This is a genomic window from Methylophaga sp. UBA3613, from assembly GCF_002375415.1.
Taxonomy (GTDB): domain Bacteria; phylum Pseudomonadota; class Gammaproteobacteria; order Nitrosococcales; family Methylophagaceae; genus Methylophaga.
Genome location: NZ_DFLS01000009.1, coordinates 133075 through 145890 on the forward strand (window position 1 = coordinate 133075; position 12816 = coordinate 145890).

Annotated in this window: 15 protein-coding genes; 13 read left to right on the top strand and 2 right to left on the bottom strand. The window is 43.1% G+C overall.

Features of this window, described 5'->3' with window-relative positions; genetic code table 11:
• Nucleotides 1-33: 33 nt before the first annotated feature.
• Nucleotides 34-882, bottom strand: a complete 849-nt coding sequence (nadC, locus tag B3S93_RS12535) for a carboxylating nicotinate-nucleotide diphosphorylase (RefSeq protein ID WP_292403308.1) — start codon at nucleotides 880-882, stop codon at nucleotides 34-36.
• 85 nt (nucleotides 883-967) lie between these two features.
• On the opposite strand from nadC, the gene ampD reads away from it, so the two are divergent.
• Nucleotides 968-1519, top strand: coding sequence for a 1,6-anhydro-N-acetylmuramyl-L-alanine amidase AmpD (ampD, locus tag B3S93_RS12540; RefSeq protein ID WP_292403311.1), 552 nt, complete (start codon nucleotides 968-970; stop codon nucleotides 1517-1519).
• 43 nt (nucleotides 1520-1562) lie between these two features.
• Here ampD and B3S93_RS12545 read toward each other — a convergent pair whose 3' ends face one another.
• Nucleotides 1563-2186 carry an FKBP-type peptidyl-prolyl cis-trans isomerase gene (locus B3S93_RS12545; RefSeq protein ID WP_292355895.1) on the bottom strand — a complete coding sequence of 208 codons (624 nt, stop codon included), beginning with the start codon at nucleotides 2184-2186 and terminating at the stop codon, nucleotides 1563-1565.
• Nucleotides 2187-2422: 236 nt separating this feature from the next.
• Between B3S93_RS12545 and B3S93_RS12550 the strand changes: the two genes are divergently transcribed.
• The 12 genes from B3S93_RS12550 (at nucleotide 2423) to B3S93_RS12605 (ending at nucleotide 12730) form a co-directional block, all read left to right on the top strand.
• Nucleotides 2423-2911 carry an SUF system Fe-S cluster assembly regulator gene (locus B3S93_RS12550; protein WP_292355893.1) on the top strand — a complete coding sequence of 163 codons (489 nt, stop codon included), beginning with the start codon at nucleotides 2423-2425 and terminating at the stop codon, nucleotides 2909-2911.
• Nucleotides 2904-4352 carry a Fe-S cluster assembly protein SufB gene (gene sufB / locus B3S93_RS12555; RefSeq protein ID WP_292355891.1) on the top strand — a complete coding sequence of 483 codons (1449 nt, stop codon included), beginning with the start codon at nucleotides 2904-2906 and terminating at the stop codon, nucleotides 4350-4352. The genes B3S93_RS12550 and sufB overlap by 8 nt, the downstream gene beginning before the upstream one ends.
• 81 nt (nucleotides 4353-4433) lie before the next feature.
• Entirely contained in the window at nucleotides 4434-5201 is a 768-nt protein-coding gene (gene sufC, locus B3S93_RS12560; protein ID WP_292355889.1) for a Fe-S cluster assembly ATPase SufC, read from the top strand.
• Entirely contained in the window at nucleotides 5198-6502 is a 1305-nt protein-coding gene (sufD, locus tag B3S93_RS12565) for a Fe-S cluster assembly protein SufD (protein ID WP_292403313.1), read from the top strand. The genes sufC and sufD overlap by 4 nt, the downstream gene beginning before the upstream one ends.
• Entirely contained in the window at nucleotides 6495-7718 is a 1224-nt protein-coding gene (locus B3S93_RS12570; RefSeq protein ID WP_292403316.1) for a cysteine desulfurase, read from the top strand. The genes sufD and B3S93_RS12570 overlap by 8 nt, the downstream gene beginning before the upstream one ends.
• A complete protein-coding gene (gene sufU / locus B3S93_RS12575) occupies nucleotides 7718-8164 on the top strand; it encodes a Fe-S cluster assembly sulfur transfer protein SufU (protein WP_292355884.1) in 447 nt (148 codons plus the stop codon). Before B3S93_RS12570 ends, sufU begins: the two co-directional genes overlap by 1 nt.
• A gap of 3 nt (nucleotides 8165-8167) precedes the next feature.
• On the top strand, nucleotides 8168-8503 hold the full coding sequence (locus B3S93_RS12580; protein WP_292355882.1) for an SUF system Fe-S cluster assembly protein: 336 nt from the start codon (nucleotides 8168-8170) through the stop codon (nucleotides 8501-8503).
• A gap of 457 nt (nucleotides 8504-8960) precedes the next feature.
• Nucleotides 8961-9182, top strand: a complete 222-nt coding sequence (locus B3S93_RS12585) for a hypothetical protein (RefSeq protein ID WP_292355879.1) — start codon at nucleotides 8961-8963, stop codon at nucleotides 9180-9182.
• A 258-nt stretch (nucleotides 9183-9440) separates the two neighbouring features.
• Nucleotides 9441-10769 (top strand): histidine kinase, encoded by a 1329-nt coding sequence (locus tag B3S93_RS12590; protein ID WP_292403320.1) that lies wholly within the window; start codon nucleotides 9441-9443, stop codon nucleotides 10767-10769.
• The gene (locus B3S93_RS12595; RefSeq protein WP_292355875.1) at nucleotides 10762-11418 is read left to right on the top strand and encodes a response regulator; all 657 of its coding nucleotides are present in this window, start codon (nucleotides 10762-10764) and stop codon (nucleotides 11416-11418) included. The genes B3S93_RS12590 and B3S93_RS12595 overlap by 8 nt, the downstream gene beginning before the upstream one ends.
• Before the next feature lie 140 nt (nucleotides 11419-11558).
• On the top strand, nucleotides 11559-11996 hold the full coding sequence (locus B3S93_RS12600; protein ID WP_292355873.1) for an Hsp20/alpha crystallin family protein: 438 nt from the start codon (nucleotides 11559-11561) through the stop codon (nucleotides 11994-11996).
• Between the two features lie 173 nt (nucleotides 11997-12169).
• Nucleotides 12170-12730 (top strand): PepSY domain-containing protein, encoded by a 561-nt coding sequence (locus B3S93_RS12605; RefSeq protein ID WP_292355871.1) that lies wholly within the window; start codon nucleotides 12170-12172, stop codon nucleotides 12728-12730.
• Nucleotides 12731-12816: the final 86 nt, after the last annotated feature.

Consider the following 12816-nt stretch of genomic DNA (forward strand, 5'->3'; position numbering starts at 1 on the left):
AAAAGAAAGGCCGCTTCATGCGGCCTTTCTTTTTTATAAATCAATAAATCGCATCGATAAGTCGACAGCCTGCAAATCTTTGGTTAATTGCCCCACAGAAATTCTATCAACACCTGTCTCAGCAATACTTCGTAGCGTCTCTTTATTAATACCACCAGAAGCCTCAAGAGCTACTTTACCCTGAGCAATCACAACAGCCTCGCGAAGCATCTCCAGTGAAAAATTATCCAGCAAAACAATATCCACAGCAGTATTGAGTACCTGATGTAATTCATCCATAGACTCGACTTCAACTTCAATTGACACATTTGGATGCAAAGCTTTGGCCTGAGCTACCGCTGCTGCAATTGAGCCCGCAGCAAGAATATGATTTTCCTTAATCAATATGGCGTCATACAGCCCAAAGCGATGATTAACTCCGCCACCACAACGTACCGCATATTTCTGGCCAAGCCTTAATCCTGGAAGGGTTTTGCGGGTATCCAGCAGTTTAACCGGCAAGTCTTTGATGATGTCAGCATAAAGTTTGGTATGGGTAGCGGTGCCGGAAAACGTCTGCAAAAAATTCATAGCGGTACGTTCGCCACTCAATAATGCCCGGGCATTACCGGAGAGTTCACATACCACCGCATTTTCCCGCAGCAAATCGGCATCGTTGAAGAACCAGTGGATTTGAATACTTGGATCCAGCTGCTTGAAGACTTCATTAAACCAGTCTTGCCCACATAGAACAGCATCCTGACGACTAATTAGTCTGGCTTTGGCTATCGCATTTTTTGGAATAAGATCTGCGGTGAGATCTTGTTGTCCAATATCCTCAAGTAGGGAGAGTTTGACTTGTGAAGTAATAAAATTTGCTGGAATGAAATTCTGAATCGTCATAGTGTTAGGGGTTCAATTTAAACAGACGATAGGGTAACTGTTAAAGCTCTGATAATCTATTCAGAAACCTATGTTGGAGAGATGAGTGATTATCGACAAGCAAAGTGGATGGCTGGATGCGGCGGAGATTTTACCCTCACCAAATTATGATGACCGTCCTGATGAGAGCGATATCAGCGGCATCATTATTCACAATATCAGTTTACCGCCTGGACAGTTCGGCGGAGGCTGGATTGCCGATCTTTTTCTAAACCAGCTTGACCCGAATGCACATCCTTATTTTGCAGAAATCGCGCATCTAAAAGTTTCATCGCATTTGTTGATAAGACGAGATGGATTGATGCAGCAGTTTGTGCCATTTCAAAAACGTGCATGGCATGCAGGGGTATCCTGCTGGGAAGGGCGTGAACGTTGTAATGACTTTACAATCGGTATTGAAATGGAAGGCGATGATGAAACAGCATTCACCGAAGATCAATATCAACAACTAGCAAATGTGAGCAAAGCTCTGTTTGCAGCCTATCCATTATTATCGAAAGAACGAATTACCGGTCATGAGCATATCGCTCCTGGACGTAAAACCGATCCCGGGCCCTATTTTGATTGGGTCTATTTCAAACAATTATTGCAAGCATAAAAAAAGCCGCCAGGAGGCGGCTTTAGTCGATTTTAAATGATTATCACTGCGTGATCGCAATCAGCTCGATATCAAAAATCAAAGTTTCATTGGGGCCAATCATTTCACCGGCACCTTGTGGACCATAAGCCAGATTGCCTGGGATGACCACGCGCCATTTTCCGCCTTCTTTCATCATCTGCAAGACTTCCTGCCAGCCTTGAATAACGCCATTCACTGGGAAGGTTGCTGGTTCACCACGCTGAATAGAGCTGTCAAACACAGTACCATCAATCAAAGTACCTTCGTAATGGGCGATGACTTTATCAGTTGCTTTTGGTGTTGCGCCATCACCTTCTTCAAGAATTTCATATTGCAGGCCACTATCGGTTGTGACTACACCGTCTTTTTTAGCGTTTTCTGCCATATAGGCTTTAGACTCGGCTTGTTTTTTGTTCATCATTGCAGCCAGTTCTTGTGATTTTTTCTGCTGGTATTTACCAATGATTTCCTGCGCAGTTGCCTGATCCATCTGTGGTTGACGGCCAGCCATCATGTCGGCAACACCTGCACTGAATGCATCCATTTCAAGCTCTACACCTTCCATCATCATTTGTTGACCGACTTGTATGCCGAAGATATAGCTGAGTTTTTGTTGTTCGGTATCGAGGGTGGCGTTTTCTGCCATTACATTAGCTCCAAATAAAACGGGAAGGAAAGCGAGATATTTCAGTTTCATGTCTTATGACTCTCAAATTTTAAATAAAATAATTTAGCTTGCGTGGGTTAGAGATCTTATCAGCCGCGAAGTTCGCCATGCGATTGTCTCATATTTTTTCACAGCTTTCAGATTGAATAGCCGAGTAATACACTTGGTTATTCGTTCAAATGATACTATAATGGTATCAATTAGGAGGGCGTCAAATGTTACGCATGAGTAAATTGACTGATTACGGCATTGTGCTGATGAGTTACATAGCCGAGCACCGAAGCAAACAGCATAGTGCCCACATGCTATCTGATGCCGTGCATATGCCATTGCCGACGGTGCGAAAAATTTTAAAAGTGTTGTCAGCCGGAGGACTACTGACTTCAGAACGTGGCGCGCAGGGTGGATATACATTAAGTGGAGATCCCGCCAGTATTTCCGTCGCGCAGATTATTACCGCAATTGAAGGTCCTATAGCTTTAACGGAATGTGTAAGTACTGTTACGCATTGTGATCAGGAAACGCATTGCACCGTGCAGACAAACTGGAACCAAATCAATAATGCCGTATTTCACGCGCTGGATGAGGTCAAGTTAGCCGATATGCTGGCGCCAACAGTTTCAGCGCCGCGAACAGTTCAATTTTACCCGCCCAATTACAGGGCAAGAACAGTTACCTTACAGGATGGTGATCAACATGAATGATCAAACACAACAACTAGAAGCAATTACCCAGAAAGAATACAAAGCTGGCTTTTATACTGATATTGAATCAGACAGTTTGCCACCGGGTTTGAATGAAGATGTAGTTCGTCAGATCTCCCTTATTAAAGGTGAGCCGGAGTTCATGCTTGAATGGCGCCTGAAAGCCTTCCGCCATTGGTTAACGATGGAAACGCCGGAATGGGCACACGTCCATTATCCTGAAATCGACTATCAGTCAGTCAGTTATTATTCAGCTCCCAAGAAAAAAACTGATGGACCAAAAAGCCTCGATGAAGTTGATCCGGAATTATTGCGTACCTATGAAAAGCTGGGTGTGCCCTTAGACGAACGGGCGCGTTTGGCAGGGGTTGCTGTTGACGCGGTGTTTGATAGCGTTTCAGTCTCTAATACCTTTAAAGATAAACTGGCCGAGCAGGGCATCCTGTTTATGCCAATCTCAGAAGCCATTCATGAGCATCCTGAACTGGTCAAAAAATATCTGGGTAGTGTTGTTCCCTATAAAGATAACTATTACGCTGCATTGAACTGTGCTGTATTTACCGATGGTTCTTTTGTCTATATCCCGAAAGGGGTGCGTTGTCCGATGGAACTCTCCACTTATTTCCGTATCAATGCGGCTAATACCGGACAGTTTGAACGGACGTTAATCATTGCTGATGATGACTCCTATGTGAGTTACCTGGAAGGTTGTACAGCGCCTATGCGTGATGAAAACCAGCTGCATGCGGCGGTAGTAGAACTGGTGGCACTGGATCGTGCAGAAATTAAATATTCCACTGTGCAGAACTGGTATCCCGGTGATGAAAACGGCAAAGGTGGTATTTATAACTTTGTAACAAAACGTGCAGCCTGCCGTGGTGAAAGTTCAAAAGTCTCCTGGACTCAGGTTGAAACTGGCTCAGCCATTACCTGGAAATATCCAAGTGTGATTTTGCAGGGGGATAATTCTGTAGGTGAATTTTACTCAGTGGCTGTTACCAATAATATGCAGCAGGCTGATACCGGAACCAAGATGATCCATCTGGGTAAAAACACCAGCTCGACCATTATCTCCAAAGGTATTTCGGCTGGTAGATCATCCAATGCATACCGCGGTCTGGTTCGGATTGGACCCAATGCCGAGAATGCGCGTAACTACACAGAGTGTGATTCGTTACTGATGGGCGATAAATGTGCTGCGCATACTTTTCCGTATATTGAAGTGAAAAATCCGAGTGCTCAGGTTGAGCACGAAGCCTCTACTTCAAAAATCAGTGAAGATCAGCTGTTTTATTGCAAGCAGCGTGGCCTTGATGTGGAAGATTCTGTATCAATGATTGTCAACGGTTTCTGTAAACAGGTTATTCGTGAGCTGCCGATGGAATTTGCGGTTGAAGCTCAGAACCTGCTGGGCTTGTCGTTGGAAGGCTCGGTTGGTTAAACAGCGTTCACTTACATAACTACATGTTGGGCGGGTCAGGCCGCTTAACCTATAAAAAATGAATAGAGAATAATTATGAAAATGTTGGAAATAAAAAATTTACACGCATCAATTGAGGGCAAAGAAATTCTGCGTGGTATCAATCTGACGGTCAATGCTGGCGAAGTTCATGCCATCATGGGACCAAATGGTGCCGGTAAAAGCACCTTGTCAAATGTATTAACAGGTCGTGAAGGCTATGAAATCACCCAGGGTGAAGTCATATATAAAGGTCAAAACCTGCTGGAACTGGAACCTGAAGAGCGTGCCAGACGCGGCGTGTTTCTGGCTTTTCAGTATCCGGTAGAAATCCCCGGCGTCAGTAATATCTATCTGCTTAAAGCCGCATTAAATGCCATTCGTAAACATCAGGGTCTGGAAGAGCTTGATGCCATCGATTTCCTGACGCTGGTCCGCAGCAAAATGGCGTTGGTCAAAATGGACGAACAGTTTTTACACCGCAGTGTAAATGAAGGTTTCTCCGGCGGTGAGAAAAAACGTAATGAAATCCTGCAAATGGCCTTACTGGAGCCGCAACTGGCAATTATGGATGAAACCGATTCAGGTCTGGATATTGACGCCCTGAAAACCGTTTCTGAGGGGGTTAATGCCTTGCGTAGTCCTGAGCGTTCATTTGTGATGATTACCCATTATCAGCGGTTACTTGATTATATCGTTCCCGATTTTGTGCATGTGTTGTCTGAAGGTCGCATCGTAAAATCGGGTGATAAAGAATTGGCAAAAGAACTGGAAAAATCCGGCTATAGCTGGGTGCATGATGCACCAGAGCCGGAAGGGCAGCCTGCATGAAAGTATTAACAGACATTCATACCGATTTTTCTGCTGTTGCTAACAGCCGTGACATTATGGTGGCTGACAACGCACGTTGGAAAACCCTGCGTGAACAAGCTCAGCATCAGTTTGCACGAATGGGCTTACCCGGCAGAAAAGAAGAAGACTGGAAATACACCAGCCTGTGGCAGTTTGGTCAGGAACAGTTTGTTCATCAGGTATCCCAACCAGGATATGCTGATATTCATGAGCTGAAGCTGGTTGAAGATGCCTATCGTCTGGTGATTGTCGATGGTCGTGTGGATTTGACTGCATCATCCATTGACAGACTGCCTGATGGGCTTACCGTAACGCCATTATCTCAATCAATTGAGCGCGCCAGCGAATTTCTCAATCAACAAATCAGCATGGAAAAGCCAGGCTTTAATGCGATGAACACCATGTTGATGAATGAGGGTGTTTTCATAGAGGTAACTGAAAATACAAAGATTGATAAACCGATTGAATTAATCGTGGTAAACAGCGGCCATACGCAATATTACGCAATGCATCTGCGTCATGTCATTGTGCTTGGAAAAGACAGTCAGGCAACCTTTATTGAAACCTATGCTGGCAATGATAAAGCCAATGGTTTGACCGATGTAGTAACTGAAATAAGTCTGGCTGAAAATGCAGAATTATTTCATTACAAATTACAGCGTGAATCACTGGGGCATTATCATGTTGCCACTATGGCTGCCTCACAGGCTACTGACAGTAAATGGCATAACACCAATATTTCTCTAGGTGCAAAACTCGCCAGAAACGATGTACACAGCCAATTATTGGGAGAGCAATCCCATGTGACGATGAACGGTCTGTATCTGGTGACCGGAGAACAGCATGTAGATAATCACACTCGCATTGATCACAGCGTCCCAAATACCACCAGTGAAGAAGTTTACAAAGGTGTATTGGATGAACAAAGCCATGCGGTGTTTAACGGCAAAGTAATCGTTCATAAAGATGCCCAGAAAACCGATGCCAATCAAAGCAACCGCAATTTACTGTTGTCTCGTGGTTGTGAAATTGATACCAAACCGGAAATGGAAATCTATGCCGATGATGTCAAATGTGGACATGGTAGTGCAGTAGGTCAAATCAATGAAGATCAATTGTTTTTCCTGCGTAGCCGTGGTCTCGATGAAGTTAGTGCTCGTAGCTTGCTGACTTTTGCCTTTGCGGTTGACGTGATTGAACGCATTACCAATCAGGAACTCAAACAATCTATTACCCAGGTAATTGAAAAACGTTTACCTAAAGGTGTTGTGCATGAGTAATTTGAACATTAATACTATCCGTGTGGACTTTCCGATTCTGCATCAGGAGATTAATGGCTATCCATTGGTGTATCTGGATAATGCCGCCACCAGCCAGAAACCACGTCAGGTCATTGATGCCGTCAGTCATTATTATCTGCACGATAATGCCAATATTCATCGTGGTGTACATAAGTTAAGTCAACGTGCTACCGATTTATATGAAGCAGCCCGTGGCAAAGTTCGCCAATTTGTAAATGCCAACTCAGATAAAGAAATCATCTTTACCCGTGGAGCCACCGAAGCGATTAATCTGGTGGCGCAAAGCTTTGTCAGACCAAAGCTGCAAGCAAATGATGAAATACTGATCAGTCATTTGGAACATCACGCCAATATCGTGCCGTGGCAGATACTATGTGAACAGACTGGTGCCAAACTCAAAGTGATTCCGATGACTCAGACAGGTGAATTGGATTTAACGCAATTTGATACCATGCTGACTGAACGCACGAAGATTCTGGCTATCGGTCATGTCTCCAATGCACTGGGCACCATCAATCCAGTTAAAGCGATGACTGAAAAAGCCCACGCGAAAAATATTCCGGTATTAATCGATGGTGCACAGGCTGTGCCGCATATGACAGTCGATGTTCAGGATCTGAATTGTGATTTTTATGTGTTCTCCGGCCATAAGATGTTTGCACCCACTGGTATTGGTGCGTTGTATGGACGTGAAGATCTGCTAAACGCCATGCCACCCTATCAAGGTGGTGGCGATATGATTCTTTCGGTAAGTTTTGAAAAAACCATCTATAACGAGCTGCCAGCCAAATTTGAAGCAGGTACACCAAATATCTCCGGTGTTATCGGTTTGGGTGCAGCGATTGATTATATGTGGCAGGTGGGGATCGATAATATCGCCGCCCAGGAACATCACTTGCTGGAGATAGCGACCCGAAAAATTGAGTCTTTGCCTGGTGTCAACATTATTGGTACCGCTGCCGAGAAAGCTGCAGTAATTTCTTTCATGATCGAAGGCGTTCATCCACACGATGTAGGCACTATTTTTGATCAACAAGGAGTTGCTATTCGCACCGGGCACCATTGTGCTCAACCGGTAATGGAGTTTTATGATATTCCGGCCACTGCACGTGCTTCATTTGCCTTCTATAACTCAGAAGAAGAAGTCGACGCATTAATTAACGCCATACAAAAGACACAGGAGCTTTTTGCCTGATGAGTGATTTAAGAGAGCTTTACCAGCAAGTGATCATGGATCACAACAAACGGCCACGTAATTTTCGTGAGATTGAGAAAGCCAATCATCTTGCGCATGGCAACAATCCGTTGTGTGGCGATAAGCTGGTGGTTTATCTCAAGCTTGATGGCGATAAGATTGATGATGTCAGTTTCAAAGGCAGCGGCTGTGCCATCTCCATGGCCTCTGCATCATTAATGACTGAAGCTTTGAAAGGCAAAACCATTGACGAAGCTCAGGCCATTTACGAGCAGGTACATAAATCCATGACCGGTGAAGAAACTGACCGAAACCTGCTGGGCAAACTGGAAGTGCTTAGTGGTGTTAAAGAGTTTCCGGCACGGGTAAAATGCGCGACTTTGTCCTGGCATACCGTGCACGCCGCGATAGACAGTGATCATGATATTTCGATTAGTACTGAGTAATTTATGAACGACAATCAGGTACAACCTTTTACCGCTGAAGATATAAAAGAAGATGTAATTGAGATGCTCAAAACCATCTTTGATCCCGAGATCCCGGTCAATATCTATGAGCTTGGATTGATCTATGAGATTGATGTGAGTGAATCCGGAAATGTGGTTATCCAAATGACGCTTACCGCACCGGGATGCCCCGTGGCACAGACGTTTCCCGGGGATGTAGAAAACAAAATCAGCAGCATTGACGGTGTGAACAAAGTGCATGTTGAACTGGTGTGGGATCCACCCTGGACCCGAGACCAAATGAGCGAAGCCGCTCAATTACAACTAGGTATGTTTTAAGTTTGTCTGGTTAAGTATGACAAACTGCCAAATACAGACATCAGGCAAAAAAAAACCGTGGATAGGTCTATCCACGGTAACTCAGATCGCATGACCAATCTGAAGAGGTAACTAACTTTAAGGCTACAGTAAGCAACTATTTCGGGGGTACACCCCGAGAGAATCTCATTAGCAAGCTGTTGGAGTTAATCATAGTCATCTTAGACGCCACCGCATATAGGAGGAATTCCTTTTATTCTTCTTATGTGTAGACTCGGTTTATCAATGTTAAACGGTGTAGTGAACTGATTTATTATTAAATTTAATTAGAATTAATAATTAAATATAAAAACAATTGCTTAAGTCCGTTTTTCTCTATTTTTATAGCGTCATTAACAAAATAAGGAAAATATCCTATATGGGATATTTTCCTCTTTGTCTACTATCCACTCACAGAAATCAAACTGAGCCGGATAATATGAACATTGCCACCACAAACTCTGCCGAATTACTCAAATTCAAACTCACTGACATGATCGATGATGTATTAGCACATGACGGCTACAGTGATATTCATATCGAAGTTAAGATTCTCAAGCGTGGCCAGAAAGAAGTCATATTACACTTTGGTAAGCAATATCGGTTTGTTATCGACATGCCAGTTAAAAGCACCTCGAAAGATACGGTAGGCTCGAATTGAATTGTTCATTGGGCAAGGAGCGGGTGCCTCTAACAAATACCTCAAATAAAAAATCACCTTTTTTTCCTTTGTGAATAATGATTGAAAAAGCCATTTAAGCTATTCACAGTAATTTTATTTCTCAGTTTACTCATTGAATTATATTGATAATGATGCTTTATCAGTTTAGCTTTTATGTTAATTAATAATAACTAAACACATAACATTAGTTTAAGGAGCAATGATTATTCTCATTCCATGTGATATCGAGAGCGCTATATGAGCTTAAGAGGCCTGATCAATAGTCGAATTATATTTTCGGTGATCATTATTATTCTTGTGGGGGGCTTGTTAACAATATGGCAAGCACGTCATTCAGTTGAACGTGAGGTAAATTCTTCGTTCAATCTGGCCCTGCAAATGATTGATTTGGGATTTAGCCATTTATCCCGAACTTCCATGACTGAATATGAATGGCTTCAGCAAATTAGTGCGATTCAACATACCCGTCATCTACATATAAGTCTTATTAATGAAGAGAATGAGGAAGTAGAATGGTTTGTATCTGATGATATAGATGAAGAGTTACCACCTCAATGGTTTCAACGAGCTGTTAAAACTACCTATCCATCTTCAAAATATGACATAAAACTTGCTGATGGCAGAGTAAAAAAAATTATTGTTCGAGCTGATCCGATGGATGAAATTGCTGAAGCCTGGGAGGAATCGGAAGCTTATTTCTGGTCAGTAATGACAATGGTCGCTGTAATATTTTTAGCCATTAATTTTGTATTCAATTCCATGCTACAAAATGTGCGGACGATTGTTGTTGGGCTTAGGCGTGTAGAGTCTGGACAATATGGACGTAAACTACCGCCCTTCAAAATCAGTGAATTCGATGCTATTGCCACAGAAATCAATCACTTGTCTGATGCTTTGAAAGTCGCCAAAGAGAATAATCAGGCGTTAGCCCGTCATACAATGCAGATTCAGGAATCCGAAAGACGAAACTTATCCCGCGAATTGCATGATGAAATGGGCCAATCGTTGACTGCTATAAAAGCCATGTCTACAGCGATTCGCCAGCCGGGTACGGATGTAGCAAAAATTTCCGATTCAATCGCTGAAATATGTAACCATTTGGCCGGCGTGGTTCGTTCCATGATGCGAACCTTGCATCCGTTAAGTCTTGCTGATTTAGGCTTGGGGGCAACGCTGACCGATCTTGTTAATGAGTGGCGTCGTAGGCATCCCGATCTGGTGATAAAACTGGATTATGATGACCGTCTGGATGATGTTTCACATGAATTGGCGATACATGTTTATCGAATTGCACAGGAATGTCTCACCAATGTAGTGCGTCATGCCAATGCCACTGAGGTAACATTACTGATTCGGCAGGAGGGCGAGCATACCTCTCCACGTGTAGTTATGCGGATCCATGATAACGGGCAAGGCGGTGAGACTTCCGGACATGGGTTCGGGGTATTGGCCATGCGAGAACGGGTTGAGAATATGGGAGGCCGTTTCAGATTCGAGTCTGAAGCAGGAAAAGGCGTTAATGTCAGTGTATGGATGCCAATCATAGAGAAAACAGAGAATGAATGATAAAAAGATAAGTGTATTGCTGGTAGATGATCACCAGGTGGTGAGAGCCGGATTCAGAATGTTACTGGATTCTCAACCATTTATTGGCGACATAGTGGATGTTGATCGTGGCGAAGTGGCCTGTCATGAATATGAACGCAAGCGTCCTGATGTGGTGGTAATGGATTTATCCATGCCCGGCATTGGAGGATTGGAAACCATTCGTCGTCTTAAAAAGCAGGATCCACAGGCCACTATACTGGTCTACAGCATTCATGATGAATCGATCTATGTCGAGCGTGCCATTCAGGCCGGTGCTAAAGGCTATGTGACTAAAAACAGTGCTGCAGAAGTACTGGCAGAAGCCGTGTTAGCGGTATCTCAGGGCAAACGTTATATTGAACAGGATATTTTGCCCAATATAGATGATTTCAAACATCCCAGTGATACGTTGCATTACGGTCAGGTGGTGGAGTTGTTATCGCCAAGAGAGTTTGATGTGTTTTGTCTGACGGCTAAAGGGATGACTGCACATGAAGTCGCTGCAGAATTACATTTAGGCTATAAAACAGTGGCGAACTACAACACACAGATTAAAAATAAACTGAATGTAAACACCACGGCAGATCTGGCGAATATTGCCGTTGTATTAGGTATTATTAAACATTAACCTTAATTGCTATCCAGTTGATAACTAATAGTTAATTTAAAAGTATTGCAAGCCTCTTGAATTTTTTTTGACACATCCCAATCTTGCTGATCAGAAGACAGTATTCGTCTTCATGATGAACTTGTTATGGAGGTGTTTTTATGGCTATTCAACGTTATAGACCTTACAGTCTGCTTGATAATCTGCAGCGTGAAATGTCGACGCTATTCCAGTCACCGGCCGCTGAAACCAACTTCAGTGAAGAGGATTGGACACCAGCAGTTGATATTCAGGAAAACGCAGAGAGTTTCATTATTCACGCTGATTTGCCCGGCGTTAAAGCCGCTGATATTGAAGTGACAGCCGAAAATGGTCTGTTGACCATTAAAGGTGTGCGTGACAGTAAAAAAATTGAAGAAAAGGATAATTACAAACGTATTGAACGCTTCAGTGGCAGTTTTATGCGGCGTTTCACCCTACCGGAAACCGCTGATGTAGATAACATCAATGCCGCTTCACGGGATGGGGTGTTGGAGTTGACGATTCCTAAAATGCCACAGCTTCAACCCAAACGCATTGAGGTGAATGTTCAGCAGTAAAATCAAATTAAAGCCCCGGAAAGTTATTTTCCGGGGCTTTTTTTGTATACAGGAAAAATTCCCAATATAATGATAACCGGGTTAGGGGTTAGCTAATCAATTCAAAAAGATAACCAACATTGCTCTTGCGGGTAGAGAATGGAAGCAGGTTTTTATATTTAAGGAGCAATACTATGAAACATACAGCTACATTATTAACAGCTGCAGTCACCATGTCTTTATCTTCAATGGCATTGGCTGATAACGACAACTATGATCTTGACGATATCCGTGAATGGAAACTGGTAAAAATGGAAACGTGTATGGATGCTGCTTTGGATACCATTCCTGGCAATGTTCGTAAACTGGAAATGAAAATGGAAGGTGATGACCCAGTATATGAGTTTGATATTGAAGCTTCGGCAAATGGCAGTACCTACAATGTCGAATGTAATGCTGAAGAAGGTTTTGTCACCGAAGTCGAGCGTGAAGTAGAAGCAAATGATCCTACATTCCAGAAATACGCCAAAATTGAAGAATCAGCAGCTCGTCAAACGGCTTTGGACTTCATTCCGGGCGAAGTCGTTTCCAATGAATATGAAATCGGTTACGAAGGTTCGGTCACTTATGAATTTGATATCGTGAATGAACATGGCCGCGAATATAAAGTAGATGTAAATGCCGTAACTGGTGAAATTGAAGAAGCCAATTTAGAGTTGTATGAAATTGGTATGGAAAAAGAACTGAAACAATAAAATCAGTCTTGGTAACACTAAAAAGCCGGCTATCATGCCGGCTTTTTTTATGTATTTTACATCAGGTCTTTTTTGAGTGCTTAGTT